Here is an 18,883-nt window from a genome sequence, read left to right as displayed (position 1 = left end):
CGCGTACCCGGGGACCGACCCGCGTCAGACACGCGGGTCCTCGGGGAGCGTCCCGCGCGATCGGGCCGTACGCTAGGCACCCGTGACTCCTCCGACGTCGCTGATCAAACGGCTGCTGGTCGGGCGGCCGTTCCGGTCCGACCGTCTCCAGCACACGCTGCTGCCGAAACGCATCGCGCTGCCGGTGTTCGCGTCCGACCCGCTGTCGAGCGTCGCGTACGCACCGGGCGAGATCCTGCTGACGCTGTCGGCCGGCGGGGCGGCGGCGTACGTGTACGCGCCGTGGGTGGCGCTGGTGATCGTCGTCGTGCTGATGACCGTGGTGTTCAGCTACCGGCAGAACGTGCACGCCTACCCGTCCGGCGGCGGCGACTACGAGGTGGCCACGGTCAACCACGGCCGGCCGTTCGGGCTGGTCGTGGCGAGCGCGCTGCTGGTGGACTACGTGCTGACCGTGGCGGTGTCGGTCTCCTCGGGGGTGAACAACCTCGGCTCCGCGGTCGCGTTCGTCGGCGAGCACCGGGTGCTGTTCGCGCTCGGCGTGGTGGTGGTGCTGGTCGCGATGAACCTGCGCGGGCTGCGCGAGTCCGGCATGGCGTTCGCGATCCCGACGTACCTGTTCGTCGGCGCCATCCTGTTCATGGTGCTTTTCGGGCTGTTCCGGATCCTGGTGCTCGGGCAGGACCTGCACACACCGAGCAGCGGGTTCGGGTTGCGGCCAGAGCACGTCTTCATCGGCTTCCCGTTCGTGTTCCTGCTGGTCCGAGCGTTCTCCTCGGGCTCGGCCGCGCTGACCGGGGTGGAGGCGATCGCCAACGGCGTACCGGCGTTCAAGCCGCCGAAGAGCCGGAACGCCGCGACCACCCTGCTGATCCTGGGCTGCCTGGCGATCAGCATGTTCTTCGGGATCACCCTGCTGGCCCGGCTCACCGGCCTCAAGTACGTCGACGACCCGGCCCGGCAACTCGTCGGGGCACCCCACGGGTACGTGCAGAAGACGGTGACGGTGCAACTGGCCGAGGCGGCGTTCAGCAGCTTCGCGCCGGCGGTGTTCCTGGTGACCGCGCTGACCGCGCTGATCCTGTTCCTGGCCGCCAACACCGCGTTCAACGGCTTCCCGATGCTGGGCTCGATCCTGGCGCAGGACCGCTACCTGCCGCGGCAGCTGCACACCCGCGGCGACCGCCTGGCGTACTCGAACGGGATCCTGTTCCTGGCCGTGTTCGCCGGGGGCCTGATCGCCGCCTTCCGGGCCAGCGAGACCCGCCTCGTGCAGCTGTACATCGTCGGCGTGTTCGTCTCGTTCACGGTGTCGCAGAGCGGCATGCTCCGGCACTGGAACCGGCTGCTGCGCACCGAGCGCGACCCGATGGCCCGCCGCCGGATGTACCGGTCCCGGGCCATCAACGGGTTCGGCGCGTTCATGACCGGGTTCGTGCTGATCCTGGTGCTGGCCACCAAGTTCACCCACGGTGCGTGGATCTCGATCGCCGCGATGGCGGTCATCTACCTGCTGATGCTCGGCATCCGGCGGCACTACGACAAGGTGGCCCGGGAGCTCGCGCCGCCGGACGAGCGCGCCGTGCTGCCGGCCCGCAACCATGCGGTCGTGCTGGTCAGCCAGCTGCACCTACCGACCCTGCGGGCCGTCCAGTACGCCCGGGCGACCCGACCGGACACGCTGACCGCGGTGACCGTCAACGTCGACGACGCGGACACCCGCCGGCTGCAGACCGAGTGGGACGAGCGCGACCTGCCGGTGCCGCTGACCGTGATCGACTCGCCGTACCGGGAGATCACCCGCCCGATCATCTCCTACGTGCAGAACATGCGCCGCACCTCGCCGCGCGACGTGGTCACCGTGTTCATCCCGGAGTACGTCGTCGGCAAGTGGTGGGAGCACCTGCTGCACAACCAGAGCGCGCTGCGGATCAAGGCGCGGCTGCTGTTCGAGCCGGGGGTGATGGTCACCAGCGTGCCGTGGCAGCTGGTGTCCACCGAGAACCGGGAGGACGCCCGCCGGGTCCGGCGCGGCGTGGCCCGCCGCCCCGGCGGCGACGGCGACGACCCGGGCTCCGCCGACGACCTGGTGCTGCGCCGGTGACCGCGCCGCCGGCCGGCCCGTCGGTCGGTGACACGCTGCGGCTGACGGTCGGCAAGGTCGCGGCCGGCGGCCACTGCGTCGCCCGGTACGAGGGCCAGGTGGTGTTCGTCCGGCACGCCCTGCCGGGCGAGGTCGTCGACGCCACCGTCACCGAGGCGAGGCGCGGCTACCTGCGCGCGGACGCGGTACGGGTGCACACCGCCTCCGCCGACCGGGTCCCGCCGCCCTGCCGGTACGCGGGGCCGGGCAGGTGCGGCGGGTGCGACTGGCAGCACGCGACCCCGGCGGCGCAGCGCCGGCTGAAGGCCGACGTCGTCGCCGAGCTGCTGGTACGGCTGGGCACGCTCACCGAGGAGCAGGTGGCGGCGCTGGAGATCACGGTGGCCGAGCTGCCCGGCGGGCCGCTCGACTGGCGCACCCGGGTGCGGTACGCGGTGGACCGGGCCGGCCGCGCCGGCCTGCGGGTGCACCGCTCGCATCGCATCGTCGAGATCGACGGCTGCCCGATCGCCACCCCGGCGGTACGGGAGCTGCCGGTCACCGATCGCCGCTGGCCACCGGGCAGCGAGCTGAGCGTGGTGTCCTCCACCGCCGGCGACCCCGCCGTCCTGGAGCATCGCGAGCTGCCCGCCGGTGCCGGGCGCCGCGCCAACCGTCGCCGGCAGTCGCGCGGCCGGACGGTGACCCGGCTGGTGTACGGCGGGGCCACGGTGACCGAACGGGCCATCGGCACCGAGTTCGAGTTGCCCGCCGAGGCGTTCTGGCAGGTACACCCGGCAGCCGCGGACACCTTCGCGACCACCGCGCTGGACCTGCTCGCGCCGCGCGCCGGCGACCGTGCCTACGACCTGTACGGCGGGGCCGGACTGTTCGCCGTCGCGCTGGGCCGCGCGGTCGGTACCGACGGGTCGGTGACGCTGGTCGAGTCGCACGGGGGTGCGGCCGACGCCGCCCGCCACAACGTGCGCGAGCTGCCCCAGGTCGAGGTCCGCGCCGACCGGGTCGAACGGGTACTGCCGTCGCTCGGCGCCGCCGACCTGGTGCTGCTGGACCCGCCGCGCTCCGGCGCTGGCCGTACCGTGGTGGAGCAGATCGTCGCCACGTCGCCGCGCGCGGTCTGCTACGTCGCCTGCGATCCGGCGGCGCTGGCCCGTGACACCGCCACCTTCGCCGGGCTGGGCTGGCGGTTGAGCCAGCTGCGCGGCTTCGACGCGTTCCCGATGACCCAGCATCTGGAGTGCATCGCGCTGTTCGAACCGGGACAGGCGCGGTGACCGATCCGGCCACGCTGCTGCCGGCCCCGCTGGCGCCGGGGCTGACCGAGGCGGAGCTGGCCGCGGTCGAGGCGCGGTACGGCTTCCGGTTCGCTGCCGACCACCGCGCCCTGCTCGGCGCCGCGCTCCCGGTCGGCCGCGGCTTCCCGGACTGGCGCAACGGCGATCCGGAGGAACTGCGGGATCGCCTCGGCTGGCCGGTGGCCGGAGTCCTGTTCGACGTCGAACACGGCGGGTTCTGGTATCCGGGGTGGGGGCCGCGACCGGTGGGCACCGCGGACGCGTTGGCGGTGGCCCGTGGCGAGCTGCGCGCCGCGCCGCCGCTGGTGCCGATCTACTCGCACCGGTACCTGCCGGGGGTCGGTGGCCCGGCCGGCCACCCGGTGCTGTCGATGCACCAGACCGACATCGTCGTCTACGGCGCCGACCTGGCCCGCTACCTGCGGGCCGAGTTCGGCGGGGTGGACCCGGCCGAGGCATCCGCCGGAGCGCGTCCGACCGTACCGTTCTGGTCGGAGCTGGTCGGCTGAGCGCCGCGCCGGCGGCCGCCGCGCTCAGGCCGTCGCGCGAAACGGCAGGTGCAGCCGGATGCCCTCGCGGCCGAGCGAGCGGCGGAACCACAGCAGCGAGACGACGATCGCGACACCGATCATCGAGTACGAGGCGGCGGTGCCGATCAGCAGGTAGCTGCCGAGGCTGGTGCTGGCGAGCATCCACAGCGTCAACCCGCCACAACTGAGAAACACCGACGACCACAGCACCGAGACCTGGTGGAAGAACCGCCGCACCCGGGGTTGTCGGTCAGTTCGGCCGGGAAGACGCAGAAGTCGGCGGCGAGCCGGGCGATCAGCGACTTGCCGAATGGCAGCAGCGCAAGGAACGCGATGCCGATCACGAAGTCCTGCAGCGAGGGGGACAGGAAGTAGAGGAACACGCTGTTGGTGACGTATCCCACGGCGGTGCGCACCACCAGCAGGGCGGTCATGAACGCGAGCAGCGTCGGGATCGGCCGCCGGGTGGCCAGCCGCCAGGTCAGTGCCGCGAGCGACCAGCCGAGCGCGGTGAACAGCGCGCCGTGCAGCCCCACCAGCGCCATCACCAGGTAGAACAGCCCGAGCGGGATCAGCGTGGCTTCCAGCAGATGTTTCACGCCGTGCCGCAGGTGCACGCCCAGCGCGGGCAGTTGGATGGTCAGGGCATCGGACATGGGTCGGCTGGCCCTCTCGGTGGTGCCTGGCCCGCCCTCGGCGCGGCGCAGCGGTCAGGGGATGTTCCGCATGTCCGGCTGCCGCCGCTCACGCGGTGTTGCCGCAGCGTAGCCGATGTCGGCGGCCCCGACCAGACCGGCGACCCCGGTCCGGCGGCGTCGCCGGTCAGGCGGCGGTGAGCACGAACCGGTCGCTACCGGTCACCGACAGCTGACCGAGACCGGGCAGCACCAGGTCGGCCTTCAGCTCCTCCGGCCGGTGCGTACCGGTCACCGCGACGGTGGCCATGCCGGCGGCGCGGGCGGCGGTCAGGCCGGCCGGCGCGTCCTCGACCACCACGCAGCGTTGCGGTGCGATGCCCAGTGCCGCCGCGCCGGCCAGGTATGGCTCCGGGTCGGGCTTGCCGCGTCGCACGTCGTCGGCGCTGACCAGGACGCGCGGGGTGGGCAGCCCGGCGGCGGTCAGCCGGGCGGCGGCGAGCCGGCGGACCCCGGAGGTGACGACCGCCCAGCGGGCCGGGTCGAGTCGGGTCAGCAGCTCGGCGGCGCCGGGCAGCGCCGTCACCCCGGACAGGTCGGCGAGTTCCAGCTGCTGGATGCGGGCGTCGGCGGCGTCGACCTGGTCGGCGGGCACCAGGTCGGCCACGATCGAGCGCGAGGTGCGCCCGTGCGTCTCGATGGCGGCGAACTGCGTTTCGGTGATGCCGCGTTCGGCGGCCCAGGCGGTCCAGGACCGGATCACCGCCGGCGTCGAGTCGACCAGGGTGCCGTCGAGGTCGAACAGCAGCGCGTCGGCGATCAGCTCCACCGGGCCCACGTTACCGGCCGGTTACCGCTACTCGTTCGTCGCCGGGAGTGAGCTGCCGCACGGGTGCGCCGTAGGCGTCGGTTCGGATTCGCCTCTTGACGGATGTACGTGTCTCAGGCGCACCATAGCTTCAGTTCTTGTACTCGAAGCCGAAACTCCGTGCCGGTCCCTCGCGCTCCGGGGTACCGGCTGGACGCAGGGAGCACGCATGCCTGGCCGTGGCGCCGATGTCCATCCACCGGGGTCCCAGTCCTCGCTGCACCGGGCGAACGTGACCCGGGTGCTGCGGGCGGTGCGCGACGCCGGAGCGCTCAGCCAGGCCGAGATCTCCCGCCGGACCGGGCTGTCCGCCGCGACGGTCTCCAACATCGTGCACGAGCTGGCCGACGGTGGCGCGGTGGAGGTGCGGACCGGCTCGGCCGGCGGTCGGCGGGTGCGCCGGGTGGCGTTGAGCCGGTCCACCGGGCTGGTGGTCGGCGTCGACTTCGGCCACTCGCACCTGCGGGTCGCGGTCGGCGACCTGTCCCACCGGGTCCTCGCCTCCGACGCGGTGCCCGCCGATGTGGACACGTCCGCCGAGCAGGCGCTGGACCGGGCCCAGGAGCTGATCGACACGCTGCTGCGGCGGGCCGGTGCCGGCCGCGACCGGGTGCTCGCCGTCGGGCTGGGGGTGCCCGGCCCGATCGACGTGGACACCGGCGAGATCGGTTCCAGCGCGCTGCTGCCCGGCTGGATCGGGGTGCGGCCCAAGGAGGCCCTGCAGCGCCGGGTCGACCTGCCGGTGCACGCGGACAACGACGCCAACCTGGGCGCGCTGGGCGAGCTGGTGTTCGGGGCCGGCCGGGACCAGGGCGACCTGGTGTACCTGAAGGTCTCCACCGGCATCGGCGCCGGGCTGGTGCTCGGCGGCCGGATCTATCACGGTGCCGGCGGTACGGCCGGCGAGATCGGGCACATCACGCTCGACGAGTCCGGGCCGGTGTGCCGGTGCGGCAACCGCGGCTGCCTGGAGACCCAGGCGAACGCGAAGTACCTGCTGTCGCTGCTGCGCGACAGCCACGGCGAGGACGTGACGGTGGCCCGGGCGATCCGGCTCGCGCACGAGGGTGATCCGGGTTGCCGGCGGGTGCTCGCCGACATGGGTCGTCACCTTGGAGTGGGCGTGGCGGCATTGTGCAACCTGTTGAACCCCCGGTGCGCGATCATCGGTGGTGACCTGGCCGCGGCCGGTGAGTTGCTGATCGCGCCGTTGCAGGAGTCGGTGGCGCGGTACGCGATTCCGAGCGCCGCCCGGCAGCTCCGGGTGCTGCCGGGCACGCTGGGTGCCCGTGCGGAGGTGCTGGGTGCGTTGGCGTTGGCGATGGCCGAGACCGACCAGGCGGTCGGGGTGGCCGCCGGCGGTGGACCGCGTTCGGGCTGATGACCGGGCCACTGTTCGGGTAGATAACGAATGGGCGCGGTTTTGCGCCGATCCATCTTCACTTATTGACGGCGGCACCACATAGCGGTTGACTGTCGTGAACTTGGCCGCGTGAGGGCGGCCTGTGTCAGGGAGGTTTCGTGCACGTGAGGACTTACTTGCGTCGCGGGCTCGCCGTCGCCGCCGTAGCCGTGATCGCCATCGGCGTCGCGGGGTGCGGCAAGGCCAAGCAGGCCGGCGGCGGCAGCGGCGGCGAGAAACTCAGCGTCGACAAGGGCTTCAAGATCGGCATCTTGCTGCCGGAGTCCAAGACCGCCCGGTACGAGAAGTTCGACCACCCGTTCCTGGCGGCGGACATCAAGAAGCTCTGCCCGAAATGCACCATCGAGTACCGGAACGCCAACCAGGACGCCGACACCCAGCGCCAGCAGGTCGACGCGGTCCTGGCGGCCGGTGCCAAGGTGCTGATCCTGGACTCGGTCGACTACAAGTCGATCAAGAGTTCGGTGCAGAAGGCGCACGACCAGGGCGTCAAGGTCATCGCGTACGACCGGCTCGCGCAGGGGCCGATCGCCGGCTACTCGTCGTTCAACAACGTCGACATCGGCAAGCAGCAGGGTGAGGCGTTCCTGAAGGCCATCTCGGCCAAGGGCAGCCCGAAGCGCGGCAAGGTGATCCTGGTCAACGGCTCGCCGGACGATCCGAACGCGCCCGACTTCAAGAAGGGCATGCACAGCGTTCTGGACGGCAAGGTCAACGTGGGCGCCGAGTACGACACCCAGGACTGGAGCCCGGACCAGGCCCGGCAGGAGGTCGCTGGCGCGATCAGCAAGGTCGGCAAGAAGAACATCATCGGGGTCTACGCCGCGAACGACGGTATGGCCGGTGGCGCGATCGCGGCGCTGAAGGCCGCGAACGTCACCCCGCTGCCGCCGGTGACGGGGCAGGACGCCGAGCTCGCCGGGATCCAGCGGATCCTGACCGGTGAGCAGTACGCCACGATCTACAAGTCGATCAAGCCGCAGGCGCAGGCCGCCGCCGAGATGGCGGTCGACGTCGCCACCGGCAAGAAGTGGACCGGTGGCAGCGACACGGTCAACAACGGCACCGTCACGGTGCCGGCGAAGATCGTCCCGGCGACCACGGTGACGTTCGACAACATCGAGTCGACGGTGGTCAAGGACGGCTACTGGAAGCCGTCGGAGATCTGCACCGCCAAGTACAAGTCCGACTGTGCGAAGGCCGGCATCAAGTAGTTCGGTGCGTTGCGGCCCGGGAACCGAGTTCGGTTCCCGGGCCGGTTCTGCAGGCTCTGGCGAACGTACGGCAAGGGATGGTTGAGGTGACAAGCGCACCGGCGCAGACGGACACACCAGTGCTCGCACTGCGCGGCATCAGCAAGAGGTTCGGCGCGGTGCAGGCGCTGGCCGACGTGGACCTGGAGGTGCACGCCGGCGAGGTGGTGGCGCTGGTCGGCGACAACGGCGCCGGCAAGTCCACCCTGGTCAAGACGATCGCCGGGGTCGAGACGATCGACTCGGGCGTGATCGAGTGGCAGGGCCGGCCGGTCTCGATCGGCAAGCCGCACGACGCGACCAACCTGGGCATCGCCACCGTGTACCAGGATCTGGCCCTGGCCGACAACCTGGACGTGGTGGGCAACCTGTTCCTCGGTCGGGAGATCCGCCGGTTCGGGGTGCTGGACGAGGTGGAGATGGAGCGCCGTTCCCGGGAGCTGCTGGACACCCTGTCCATCAAGATCCCGAGCGTGCGCATCCCGGTGGCGTCGCTGTCCGGTGGGCAGCGGCAGACGGTGGCGATCTCCCGGTCGCTGCTCGGCGACCCGAAGGTCGTCATCCTGGACGAGCCGACCGCCGCACTCGGCGTCGAGCAGACCGCCCAGGTGCTCGACCTGGTCGAGCGGCTGCGCGACGAGCGCGGCCTCGGGGTGATCCTGATCAGTCACAACATGGCCGACGTGGGCGCGGTGGCGGACCGGGTCGCGGTGCTGCGACTGGGCCGCAACAACGGCACGTTCGGCATGCAGGACACCACCCAGGAGCAGATCATCTCCGCGATCACCGGAGCCAGCGACAACGCTGTCACCCGGCGCGCGGCACGGCAGAACGGTTCCGACCCGGCCGGCGAGGGGGAGAAGTGAGCGACACGGACCAGACCGCGGCGCCGGCCGCGGCGGCGCAGGTCGACCCTCGGCTGATCCTCGCCCAGGGCGGGGTGCGCGGCTACCTTCGGGAGTTCTGGCGCCGGGTGCGGGGCGGCGAACTCGGCTCGATCCCGGTCGTCGTCGGGCTGATCGTGATCTGGGCGATCTTCCAGTCGCTGAACTCCGGGTTCCTGTCGCCGAGCTACCTGACCGAGCTGTCGATCAACATCGTGGCGACCGGCATGCTCGCCCTCGGTATCGTGTTCGTGCTGCTGCTGGGCGAGATCGACCTGTCCATCGGGTCGGTGTCCAGCGCGTGCGCCGCCATCGTCGCGGTCGCGAACCAGACCTGGGGGCTCAGCGAGGGCCTGTCGATCGTGGTGGCGGTCGCCGCCGGCCTGGTGATGGGCCTGATCCACGGGTTCTTCTTCGCCAAGATCGGGGTCCCGGCGTTCATCGTCACGCTGGCCGGTCTGCTCGGCTGGCTGGGCGTCTCGCTGTGGGTACTGGGCAAGACCGGGTCCTACAACCTGACCAACGCCAACGGGCTGATCGACCGGCTCACCAACACCTACTTCGAGCAGCTGTTCTGGGGTTACCTGGTGGCGATCGTGGTCGCCGCGGTCTACTTCCTGGTCTCGCTGCGCGGCAGCCTCGCCCGCAGGCGGGCCGGGGTGCCGGCCCGCAGCGTCACCGAGGTGATCGTGCGCAGCGCGGTGCTCGCGGTGGTGCTGCTCGCGGTCGCGGTGGTGTTCAACCAGGCTCGCGGCCTGCCGCTGGCGCCGGTGATCTTCCTGGCGTTCATCCTGCTGGCCGGGTTCGTGCTCAATCACACCTCGTACGGCCGGAAGGTGTTCGCGGTCGGCGGCAGCGTCGAGGCGGCCCGCCGGGCCGGCATCAACGTCGCCGGCATCCGGATGAGCGTGTACGCGATCTCCGGCACGATGGCCGCGATCGGTGGCGTGTTCTACGCGTCGGTCAACCGTGGCGTCACCCAGTCCGGCACCGGGCAGCAGATCCTGATGTACGCGATCGCCGCGGCCGTCATCGGCGGTACCAGCCTGTTCGGTGGCCGCGGTTCGGCGTTCTCGGCGCTGCTCGGTGTGCTGGTGATCCAGTCCATCGCGGCCGGGATGAACCTGCTGGGCATCACCAACTACGCGCAGTACATGGTGACCGGCATCGTGCTGCTCGCCGCCGTGGTCATCGACTCGGTGTCGCGGCGCAGTCAGAAGGCGTCCGGTCGAGCCTGAGCGAGGCCACACCGAAACGGGCCGCCGTCCCCGGGGACGGCGGCCCGTTTCGGTTTCCGGACCCGGCGGGTCGTCTCGTTGCCACGGCCGATCGGCCCGGCCGGACGCCGGGGGACTGCCGGCCGCCCGGCGCGGCAGCGGTCAGACCAGGTGGCAGGCCACGACGCGGTTGCCGTCCGGCCGGGCCAGCAGCGGCGGCTCGGTGGTACCGCAACGGTCCTCGGCGATCGGGCAGCGCGGGTGGAACCGGCAGCCGGGCGGCGGTGCGGCCGGGTCGGGCACCTCGCCGGTCAGCGTGCGGGCGGAGCGGCCCGACTCGACGGCTGGGTCGGCGACCGGTACCGCGTCGTGCAGCGACCGGGTGTACGGGTGCAGCGGGTCGTCGGACACCTGCTGCCAGCCGCCCGCCTCCACCACCTTGCCCAGGTACATCACGGCGATCCGGTCGCACAGGTGCCGCACCATGCCCAGGTCGTGCGAGATGAACAGGTAGGTCAGGCCGAGCGAGGCGCGCAGCGACGCGAGCAGGTTCATCACCTCGGCCCGGACCGACACGTCGAGCGCGGACACCGGCTCGTCGAGCACCAGTACCCGCGGCTGGACCGCGAGGGCGCGGGCGATGCCGACCCGTTGCCGCTGGCCGCCGGAGAGCTGGTGCGGGTACCGGTCGCCGACCGACGCCGGCAGGCCCACCATCTCCAGCAGCTCGCCGACCCGCCGGGTCGCGGCGGAACCGCGGGCCAGGTCGTGCACCGTGAGTACCTCGGCGAGGGTGGCGGAGATCCGGCGGCGCGGGTTCAGCGACGCGTACGGGTCCTGGAACACCAGCTGGATGGTGCGGCGCAGCCGGCGCAGGTCGGCGCCGCGCGCCGTGGCCACGTCGATGCCGTCCACCAGGATCCGCCCGGCGGTCGGCCGCTCCAGCGCGACGAGCAGCTTCGCGGTGGTCGACTTGCCGCAGCCGGACTCCCCGACCAGGCCCAGGGTCTCGCCCTCGGCCACCGTGAAGCTGACTCCGTCGACCGCCCGTACCACCCCGTCGGAGGTGCGGTAGTGCCGGGCCGCCTCGGTCACCTCGATCATCGGACCTCCTCCGCGCCGCTGGTCCAGCGGTCCCGGGGTACGAAGCATGCGGTGTCGGCGCCGCCGCGCCGGACCGGTTCGGGCTCGGCCGCCGCGCAGCCGGGTTCGCGTTGCGCGCAGCGCGGCTCGAACGGGCAGCCCGGCGGCAGCGCGGTCAGGTCCGGCGGCGCGCCGCCGATCTGCGGCAGCGGCCCGCGTACCGGGTCGGTCGGCGACGGGATCGAGGCGAGCAGCGCGGCCGAGTAGGGGTGCTGCGGCGTGCCGAACAGGCCCCGGGTGGTGGCCGCCTCGGCGATGCGCCCCGCGTACATCACGGCCACCCGGTTCGCGATCCGCGCCACCACACCGAGGTCGTGCGTGATCCACAGCACGGCGAGGTCGTGCGCGGCGCGCAGCTCGTCCACCAGGGCGAGGATCTGCTGCTGGATGGTCACGTCCAGCGCGGTCGTCGGCTCGTCGGCGATGAGTACCTTGGGGCGCAACGCCAGCGCGCTCGCGATCACGACCCGCTGCCGCTGCCCGCCGGAGAGCCGGTGCGGGTAGCTGCGCGCGATGCGTTCCGGCCGCGGCAGCCCGACCTCCTCGATCGCGGCCAGGGTGCGCTGCTTTGCCGCGGCGCCGTCCACGCCGTGCGCCCGCAGCCCCTCGGCGATCTGCGCCCCGACGGTCATCAGCGGGTTGAGCGCGGTCATCGGATCCTGGTAGATCATCGCGACCGTACCGCCGCGCCGGGCCCGCCGCTCGGATGCGCGCAGCGACAGCAGGTCCTCACCGTTCACCAGGATCCGACCGGAGCGGACCCGGGCGCCGTCGGGCAGCAGGCCCATGACCGACAGCGCGGTGAAGCTCTTGCCGCTACCGGACTCGCCGACCAGCCCGACGATCTCACCGGCCTCGATGGACAGCGAGATGCCCCGTACCACCGGCAGCTCCCCGCCGTCGGCCGCGACGACGGTGTGCAGGTTCTCGATCTCCAGCACGCTCACCGGCGTTCTCCCTTCGTCCGAACGCCGACCGGGCGCTCGCCCGGACCCCGGCGGCGGCTCGCTCGCGGCCGGCCGCCGGAGGTCGTGCCCGGACGATCGCGGTCGGGGCGGCGGCCTCGCATCATCGGCGCACCGTCCTGGGGTCCAGCGCGTTGCGCAGCCCGTCACCGATCAGGTTGAGTCCGATCACGGCGACCACCACGGCCAGCGCGGGGAACAGCAACGTCCACCAGGCGTCCGGGAAGAAGTTCCGGCTGTCGGCGACCATCAGCCCCAGCGACGGGCTCGGCGGCTGGGTGCCGAGCCCGAGGAACGACAGCCCGGCCTCGGTCAGGATCGCCCACGACAGCGCGAGCGCCACCTGCACCGCGATCGGTGCGGCCACGTTCGGCACGACGTGCCGGAACAGCAGCCGGGAGCGGGAGAAGCCGAGCACCCGGCCGGCCCGGACGTACTCGGACTCGCGGACGGTCAGCACCGGCCCGCGCGCCACCCGGACGAAGATCGGGGTGTACACCACGGCGATCGCCACCGCGGTGTTGAACCAGCCGTGCCCGAGCGCGGCGACCAGCGCCAGCGCCAGCAGCGTCGCCGGGAAGGCGAACAGCACGTCGGTGAGCCGGCCGACGACCGCGTCCAGGATCCCGCCGGCGAAGCCGGACAGCACGCCGAGCAGCCCACCGATGACGGTGGCGATGGCGACCGAGGTGACCGCGACCCGCAGCGAGGCGAAGATGCCGGCCGCGACGCGGGCGGCGATGTCCCGGCCGAACTGGTCGGTACCGAGCCAGTGCGCGCCGGACGGTCCGGCGAGCTGGCCGGACTGGTGCTGCGCCAGCGGATCCTGCACCAGGTGCAGCAGCGAGGCGAGCGCGATCAGGACCAGCACGCCGATCAGGACGACCCCGATGCGCCCGTTGCGGTCGGCGACGATGCGGCGTGGCAGCGACGGCTGGCCGGCGGCACGGGGCGCGGCCGGTACGACCGGGGCGGCGGCCGGCGGCATCTCGGTCGTCATGCCCGCCTCCCCTCGGAGCGGGTACGCGGGTCGAGCAGCCGGTACACGATGTCCACGCCGAAGTTGACGATCACGAACGCGGCCGCCACCAGCAGCGTGACGCCCTGCACGATCGCGTAGTCCTGGTGCAGGATCCCGTTCAGCAGCAGCCGGCCCAGGCCGGGCAGCGCGAACACCTGCTCGACGACCAGGGTGCCGCCGAGCAGGTAGCCGAACTGGATGCCGACCATGGTCACGATCGGGATGCCGGCGTTGTGCAGGATGTGCCGGAACCGCACCCGCAGTTCGGTCAACCCCTTGCCCCGCGCGGTGCGCACGAAGTCGGACCCGGCCGCCTCCAGGTACGCCGAGCGGGTGGTGCGCATCACCGTCGCGGCCAACCCGATCGCGAGTACCAGGGCCGGATACAGCATCTGGCGCAGGTTGCCGGAGAACGAGTCGCCGAGCGAGACGTAGGTGCCGGCGCTCGGCGAGTAGGCGAACGCCGACGCCAGCCACGCCACCGTCACGGTCGCCACCACGAACTCCGGCAGCGCCAGCCCGAGCAGCCCGACACCCTGTACGGACAGGTCACGGGCGCCGCCCGGGCGGCTCGCGGCGAGCATCCCGAACAGCACGCCGATCGGCACCGCGATCAGCATCGCCAGTACCGCGAGCTCGACGGTGACCGGCAGCGCGTCGCCGATCAGCCGGGTGACCGGGACGCCGGTGTCCATCGAGACGCCGAGATCACCGCGCAGCAGCCCGCCGAACCAGCGGAAGAACTGGGTGACCGGCGAGGCGTCCAGCCCGTAGAAGTGCCGCAGCGCGGCACGCTGGTCGGCGGTCAGCGTCGCCGCCTGGGTACCGAGTTTCGCGGTGATGGTGTCGCCGGGCAGCGCCCGCAGCACGACGAACACCACCACCGCCACCCCGACCAGGGTGCCGAGCATGCCGGCCACCCGCCCGGCGAGATACCGCAGAGTCATCGCGTTCCCGTCACGACAGGCCGGCCGTGCGCAGGTTCTCCAGCGAGTCCGACGGCGTCGCGGTGAACCCGGTCAGGTTGTTGGCCTGCAGGTAGTAGGTCTGGTTGCGGAACAGCCAGACCCACGGCGAGTCGGTGTCGAGCTGCTCGGACAGCTCGCCGAACAGCTGCTTGCGGGTCGCCTCGTCGGTGGTCGCGTTGGCCCTGCGCAGCAGCGAGTCCAGCTTCTTGTCGGCCAGCCCGGCCGGCACCTTCAGGCTGCCGTCGGTGGTGAAGTACCGGTTGTACTGCAGGTACGGGTCGGTACTGCCGCCGTTGAGGGCCACCGCGGCGTCGAAGTTGGCCTTCGACCAGTTCGGCACGTACACGTTGGTCTGCTGACGGTCCAGGTCGAGCGTGATGTTGACCTTCTTCAGCTGCGCCTGCAGCACCTGCGCCAGGTTGGTCGACGTCGAGTACTGCCCGGTCATCACGATCGTCTTGAGGTGGAAGCCCTTGGCGTAGCCGGCCTTGGCCAGCATCCGCTTGGCCGCGGCGGTGTCGCCGTCGGTGCAGCCGAGCCCCTTCAGCGGATCGTACGAGTAGGCCGGGCTGACGATCGGGCCGGTCTGCTTCGCCTTCCCGAAGTAGACGGTGTCGATCGCGTCCTTGCGGTTCACCGCGCACCCGATGGCCTGCCGCACCGCCTGCTTCTTCAGCGGGCCGCGGCGCCCGTTGAGCTGCAGCACGTGGTAGTCCAGCGTCGGGTTGGCGACGAGCTTCATCCGGTCGCTGTTGGCCAGTTGCTTGGTCAGGGCCGGGTCGCTGACGATGCCCAGGCTGAAGCTGCCGGCCTTCATCCCGGACACGATCGACGCCTCGTCCGGGATGACCCGGAACTGCACGCCGGCGTTCTTCGGCGCGCCGCCCCAGTAGCCCTTGTTCGCGGCCAGGTCCAGCTGCTGGCCCTGCTTCCAGGTCTTCCACTCGTACGGCCCGGTACCGTCCGGCTTCTTGTCCACCGTGCCGGCCTTGATGTCGGCGGCGGACAGGATCGAGGTACCGGTGTAGGACAGCGCGGTCAGCAGCGAGGCGTCCGGCTGCTTGAGGGTCAGCTTCAGGGTGTGCGCGTCGGGTGCGTCGACCGCCGACACGTTCGCCAGGTAGGACCGGTCCACCGAGGCGGTCTTCGGGTCCAGGATGCGTTCCAGGCTGGCCTTGGCGTCGGCCGAGGTGAAGCTCTGCCCGTGGTGGAACTTCACCCCCTTGCGCAGGGCGAACGTGACGGACTTGCCGTCGGCGGCGACCGTCCACTTGGTGGCGAGGCCGGGCACCAGCTTCCCGCTGGCGTCGGTGTCCACCAGCTGGTCGTACACCAGCGCGAGGGTCTGGTTGGTCGCGAAGGCGGTGGCGCGGGCCGGGTCGAGCACGTCCACGTCGGCGGTACGGGCAACGACCAGCTCGGCCTTGCCCCCGGTCTTGGCGTCGGAGCTCGGGCTCGGGCTGCACGCGACCGCGCCGGCACCCAGGGCCAGGATCGCGGCGGCGACGCCCCATCGACGGGTGGGAATCCTTGTCACGGGTGGTCCTCCGTACTCGGAGTTGGGATCGACAGAGAGTAACCTCAGCGCGAAGTGCCTAGTCAAGGGGTACCGGGTGTGGGCTTGTCGTCGAAGGTTATTTACAGTCCGGGGATGGCCGAGAACCTCGACGAGATCGTCGCCGACCTGACCGCTGCCGGCGTTCCGGGCGTGCTGCTGCGCGTCGCGAGCCGGCACGGCACCGTCGCCGAGCGCACCGCGGGGCACCGCCAGACGTACCGGATGGCGCCCGGCCCGGGCTGGCTGCCCGCCGAGACGTCGTCACCGAGCGTGCCCGCGTCGACCTCGCCGCGCGACAGCGGAACGGCCGCCGCGCCTCCCCGGGACGCGGCGCACACCGGCGACGGTACGACGCCGGCCGGCGGTACCGCCCGACCCGGCCGGACCGGGACCGGTGACGACGGCGCGCCGCGGCGGGCCCTGGTCCGGCTCGACGCGCCGGAGCCGTTGACCAGCGACGCGGCCTTCGATCTCGCCTCGGTCAGCAAGCTCGCCGCGACCACGGCCGCGCTGATGTCGCTGGCCGAGTCGGGTGCCGTCGAACTCGACGGTCCGGCCCGGGACTGGCTTCCGGCGCTGCCGGCCGGCATCCGGGTCAGCGACCTGCTGCGGCACCGCGCCGGTCTCGCCGAGTGGTGGCCCATCTACGCCGCGTCACCACTCGGCGCGTCGAACCCCGACCCGGCCACGACCATCGCCGCGCTGCCCGCCCGGTACCCGGTCGACGCCGAACGGCACTACTCCGATCTCGGGTTCATGCTGCTCGGGCTGATCGTGGCCCGGGCGGCCGGCGAGCCGCTGGACGACGCGGTGCGGCGGCTGGTGTTCGAGCCGGCCGGGATGGCCGGCGCGCACTACCGTCCGCGCGGTCACGGCCCCGCGGTGCCGCTGGTCGCGACCGGCCACGGCGACTGGTACGAGCGGCGGATGCTGGCGACCGACCAGCCGTACCCGACCGGCATCGCGCCGTCGGCGTTTCGCCGGTGGCGGGAGTACACGATCGTCGGCGAGGTGCACGACGGGAACGCCTGGCACGGGTTCGGCGGTGTCGCCGGCCACGCCGGCCTGTTCGGCACCGCCGACGATCTCGTCGCGTTCGGCCGCGCGCTGCTCGCGGCGGACGGTCCGTGGCGAGCCGACACCCTGCGCCGGTTCACCGCCGCCGGCCCGGACGCCGGCCAGGGGCTCGGGTTCTGGCGCTGGCCGGAGCACGGCGCGATCGGCCACGGCGGCTTCACCGGGATCCGGTTCGGGGTGCTGCCGGACCTGCACCGTGTCGTGGTGCTGATGACCAACCGGGTGCACGCGACGGGCACCCGGCTGCTGGACCTCGACCCGTACTGGGGCCGCATCCTCACCGCGGTCCGCGGGCGGTCATGACATCGCCGCGGAGCCGGATCTCGCCGCGGAGCCGGCGCGGCCGACGGCGCGGGCCGTGCCGCGGCGGACCGGGCCTGCCCGACCACACGTTCTTCGGTGAAGGAGCCGACATGACCGACAACGCGCACTTCGACCCGGTGGAGCGGACATGAACGGCGAGACGCCGGCCAGCGGCGGCACTACACGGGTGGTCGGCCTCATGTCGGGCACCTCGTACGACGCGATCGACGTGGCCGCGGCCGAGTTCGAGCGGGACGGCGACACGCTGCTGCTGCGGCCGCTCGGCGCGCTCAGCGTGCGGTACGAGGACGGGCTGCGGGCCGCGATCGGCGCGATCCTGCCACCGGCGCCGACCACCATCGAGGCGGTCTGCCGGTTGACCACCGAACTCGGCCAGGCGTACGCTGCGGCGGCGCGGCGCGCGGTGACCGAGCTGTGCGCCGGCACCGCCGACCTGGTCTGCTCGCACGGCCAGACGGTGTACCACTGGGTCGACCGGGGCCGTGCGCTCGGCACCCTGCAACTCGGCGAGCCGGCCTGGCTCGCCGCGGCGACCGGCCTGCCGGTGGTCTCCGACGTCCGGTCCGCCGACATCGCGGCGGGCGGCCAGGGCGCCCCGCTGGTACCGCTGTTCGACGCGCTGCTGCTCACCCCCGAACCCGGTGGGCCGCGCCGGGCCGCGCTCAACCTCGGCGGCATCGCCAACATCACCGTGCTCCCGGTGGCCACCGCGCCGTCCGATGCCGCCCGGGACGGCTCGGCACCGTCGGACGCCGCCGGAAGCGGTGCGGCACCGTGCGGCGCCGCCCCGGGCGGCGCCGAGCCGCCCGGCAGTGCCCCGGCCGGGGGCGCCGGGGCGGGCGTACTCGGATACGACACCGGCCCGGCCAACGCGCTGATCGACGTGGCGTGCGCGCGGTTCTTCGGCGAGCCGTACGACGCCGGCGGGCGGCGCGCCGCCGCCGGTACGGTGCTGCCGGAGCTGCTCGCCGCGCTGCTGGCCGAGCCGTACTACGCGGCGCCGGCGCCCAAGTCGACCGGCAAGGAGCTGTTCCACCCCGGCTACCTGGACGGCTTCCTGACCGGGGACGAGCGCGGCGAGGACGTCGTGGCCACGCTGACCGAGCTGACCGCCCGTACCGTCGCCGACCAGTTGCGCGGGCATCACATCGCCGAGGTGGTCGCCGCCGGCGGCGGCCTGCGCAACCCGGTCCTCACCGACCGGATCGCCGCGCTCGCCGGCTGCCGGCTGATCCCCATCGACACGTACGGCATCGACGCCGACGCGAAGGAGGCGTACGCGTTCGCCCTGCTCGGCTGGCTGACCTGGCACGGCCTGCCGGGCGCCCTGCCCAGCGTCACCGGTGCGCAGCGTGCCGCGGTCCTCGGCGCGATCACCCCCGGTAGGACGCCGCTGCGGCTGCCCCGGCCCGCCACGATGCCTGCCCGATTGCGGCTGAAATGACCGGGTCGCCGGCCGCCCGGGGTGGTTCCCGCGGCCGGTGAACCGGCGCGACCGCTGGGACGATGTGTCCGCGATCGACAGCGCTGGGTGTCCGGTCGCGGTTTGTGGCGGAGTTGTGAAGGAGTGGGGGAATGACTGCGCGAATGTCATCGCCTCCTCGTCTCGCTCGCGGGT

At 72.4% G+C, this 18,883-nt stretch carries 17 protein-coding genes; 9 read left to right on the top strand and 8 right to left on the bottom strand.

All coding sequences use genetic code 11. The features are described 5' to 3' along the window. Positions 1 to 82: 82 nt before the first annotated feature. The 3 genes from Athai_RS17230 to Athai_RS17220 are packed head-to-tail and all read left to right on the top strand — an operon-like array spanning position 83 to position 3,908. Positions 83 to 2,104 carry an APC family permease gene (locus tag Athai_RS17230; protein ID WP_203962426.1) on the top strand — a complete coding sequence of 674 codons (2,022 nt, stop codon included), beginning with the start codon at positions 83 to 85 and terminating at the stop codon, positions 2,102 to 2,104. Beyond that, the gene (locus tag Athai_RS17225) at positions 2,101 to 3,378 is read left to right on the top strand and encodes a class I SAM-dependent RNA methyltransferase (RefSeq protein WP_239157004.1); all 1,278 of its coding nucleotides are present in this window, start codon (positions 2,101 to 2,103) and stop codon (positions 3,376 to 3,378) included. Before Athai_RS17230 ends, Athai_RS17225 begins: the two co-directional genes overlap by 4 nt. Beyond that, a complete protein-coding gene (locus Athai_RS17220) occupies positions 3,375 to 3,908 on the top strand; it encodes a hypothetical protein (RefSeq protein ID WP_203962425.1) in 534 nt (177 codons plus the stop codon). The genes Athai_RS17225 and Athai_RS17220 overlap by 4 nt, the downstream gene beginning before the upstream one ends. A gap of 24 nt (positions 3,909 to 3,932) precedes the next feature. Here the strand turns inward: Athai_RS17220 and Athai_RS17215 are convergent, their stop codons facing one another. The 3 genes from Athai_RS17215 to Athai_RS17205 form a co-directional block, all read right to left on the bottom strand. Continuing rightward, the gene (locus tag Athai_RS17215) at positions 3,933 to 4,103 is read right to left on the bottom strand and encodes a hypothetical protein (protein WP_203962424.1); all 171 of its coding nucleotides are present in this window, start codon (positions 4,101 to 4,103) and stop codon (positions 3,933 to 3,935) included. After that, positions 4,100 to 4,585 (bottom strand): VC0807 family protein, encoded by a 486-nt coding sequence (locus Athai_RS17210; RefSeq protein ID WP_203962423.1) that lies wholly within the window; start codon positions 4,583 to 4,585, stop codon positions 4,100 to 4,102. The genes Athai_RS17215 and Athai_RS17210 overlap by 4 nt, the downstream gene beginning before the upstream one ends. A gap of 166 nt (positions 4,586 to 4,751) precedes the next feature. Continuing rightward, a complete protein-coding gene (locus Athai_RS17205; protein ID WP_239157003.1) occupies positions 4,752 to 5,393 on the bottom strand; it encodes an HAD-IA family hydrolase in 642 nt (213 codons plus the stop codon). Between the two features lie 208 nt (positions 5,394 to 5,601). Here Athai_RS17205 and Athai_RS17200 point away from each other — a divergent pair, with 208 nt between their 5' ends. The 4 genes from Athai_RS17200 to Athai_RS17185 all read left to right on the top strand — a co-directional run bounded on the left by Athai_RS17200 (position 5,602) and on the right by Athai_RS17185 (position 10,230). Then, positions 5,602 to 6,813, top strand: coding sequence for an ROK family transcriptional regulator (locus Athai_RS17200; RefSeq protein WP_203962422.1), 1,212 nt, complete (start codon positions 5,602 to 5,604; stop codon positions 6,811 to 6,813). Positions 6,814 to 6,959: 146 nt separating this feature from the next. Then, complete coding sequence (locus tag Athai_RS17195; RefSeq protein ID WP_203962421.1) at positions 6,960 to 8,069, top strand: ABC transporter substrate-binding protein; 1,110 nt, start codon at positions 6,960 to 6,962, stop codon at positions 8,067 to 8,069. A gap of 86 nt (positions 8,070 to 8,155) precedes the next feature. Then, positions 8,156 to 8,974, top strand: a complete 819-nt coding sequence (locus Athai_RS17190) for an ATP-binding cassette domain-containing protein (RefSeq protein WP_239157002.1) — start codon at positions 8,156 to 8,158, stop codon at positions 8,972 to 8,974. Next, entirely contained in the window at positions 8,971 to 10,230 is a 1,260-nt protein-coding gene (locus Athai_RS17185) for a sugar ABC transporter permease (protein WP_203962419.1), read from the top strand. Before Athai_RS17190 ends, Athai_RS17185 begins: the two co-directional genes overlap by 4 nt. A 141-nt stretch (positions 10,231 to 10,371) precedes the next feature. Here Athai_RS17185 and Athai_RS17180 read toward each other — a convergent pair whose 3' ends face one another. The 5 genes from Athai_RS17180 to Athai_RS17160 form a co-directional block, all read right to left on the bottom strand. Next, positions 10,372 to 11,313, bottom strand: coding sequence for an ABC transporter ATP-binding protein (locus tag Athai_RS17180; RefSeq protein ID WP_203962418.1), 942 nt, complete (start codon positions 11,311 to 11,313; stop codon positions 10,372 to 10,374). Next, a complete protein-coding gene (locus Athai_RS17175) occupies positions 11,310 to 12,299 on the bottom strand; it encodes an ABC transporter ATP-binding protein (RefSeq protein WP_203962417.1) in 990 nt (329 codons plus the stop codon). Before Athai_RS17175 ends, Athai_RS17180 begins: the two co-directional genes overlap by 4 nt. A 121-nt stretch (positions 12,300 to 12,420) precedes the next feature. Beyond that, positions 12,421 to 13,317 (bottom strand): ABC transporter permease, encoded by an 897-nt coding sequence (locus Athai_RS17170; RefSeq protein ID WP_203962416.1) that lies wholly within the window; start codon positions 13,315 to 13,317, stop codon positions 12,421 to 12,423. After that, complete coding sequence (locus tag Athai_RS17165; protein ID WP_203962415.1) at positions 13,314 to 14,285, bottom strand: ABC transporter permease; 972 nt, start codon at positions 14,283 to 14,285, stop codon at positions 13,314 to 13,316. Before Athai_RS17165 ends, Athai_RS17170 begins: the two co-directional genes overlap by 4 nt. A gap of 10 nt (positions 14,286 to 14,295) precedes the next feature. Continuing rightward, positions 14,296 to 15,843, bottom strand: coding sequence for an ABC transporter substrate-binding protein (locus Athai_RS17160; protein WP_203962414.1), 1,548 nt, complete (start codon positions 15,841 to 15,843; stop codon positions 14,296 to 14,298). 114 nt (positions 15,844 to 15,957) lie between these two features. Between Athai_RS17160 and Athai_RS17155 the strand changes: the two genes are divergently transcribed. Next, entirely contained in the window at positions 15,958 to 17,244 is a 1,287-nt protein-coding gene (locus Athai_RS17155) for a serine hydrolase domain-containing protein (protein WP_203962413.1), read from the top strand. Between the two features lie 148 nt (positions 17,245 to 17,392). Continuing rightward, entirely contained in the window at positions 17,393 to 18,709 is a 1,317-nt protein-coding gene (locus Athai_RS17150; RefSeq protein ID WP_239157001.1) for an anhydro-N-acetylmuramic acid kinase, read from the top strand. Positions 18,710 to 18,883: the final 174 nt, after the last annotated feature.

Origin of the sequence: Actinocatenispora thailandica, from assembly GCF_016865425.1 — a bacterium.
In the GTDB taxonomy this organism is placed as follows: domain Bacteria; phylum Actinomycetota; class Actinomycetes; order Mycobacteriales; family Micromonosporaceae; genus Actinocatenispora; species Actinocatenispora thailandica.
Note: the sequence above shows the minus strand (reverse complement) of the source record. Positions and strands in the feature narration are given on the sequence as shown.

Excerpts from the sequence above, each read along its gene's own strand:
- Athai_RS17210 (WP_203962423.1), bottom strand. The coding sequence starts at position 4,585 with ATGTCCGATGCCCTGACCATCCAACTGCCCGCGCTGGGCGTGCACCTG.
- Athai_RS17200 (WP_203962422.1), top strand. The coding sequence starts at position 5,602 with ATGCCTGGCCGTGGCGCCGATGTCCATCCACCGGGGTCCCAGTCCTCG.
- Athai_RS17180 (WP_203962418.1), bottom strand. The coding sequence starts at position 11,313 with ATGATCGAGGTGACCGAGGCGGCCCGGCACTACCGCACCTCCGACGGG.
- Athai_RS17170 (WP_203962416.1), bottom strand. The coding sequence starts at position 13,317 with ATGACGACCGAGATGCCGCCGGCCGCCGCCCCGGTCGTACCGGCCGCG.
- Athai_RS17165 (WP_203962415.1), bottom strand. The coding sequence starts at position 14,285 with ATGACTCTGCGGTATCTCGCCGGGCGGGTGGCCGGCATGCTCGGCACC.
- Athai_RS17155 (WP_203962413.1), top strand. The coding sequence starts at position 15,958 with ATGGCCGAGAACCTCGACGAGATCGTCGCCGACCTGACCGCTGCCGGC.
- Athai_RS17150 (WP_239157001.1), top strand. The coding sequence starts at position 17,393 with ATGAACGGCGAGACGCCGGCCAGCGGCGGCACTACACGGGTGGTCGGC.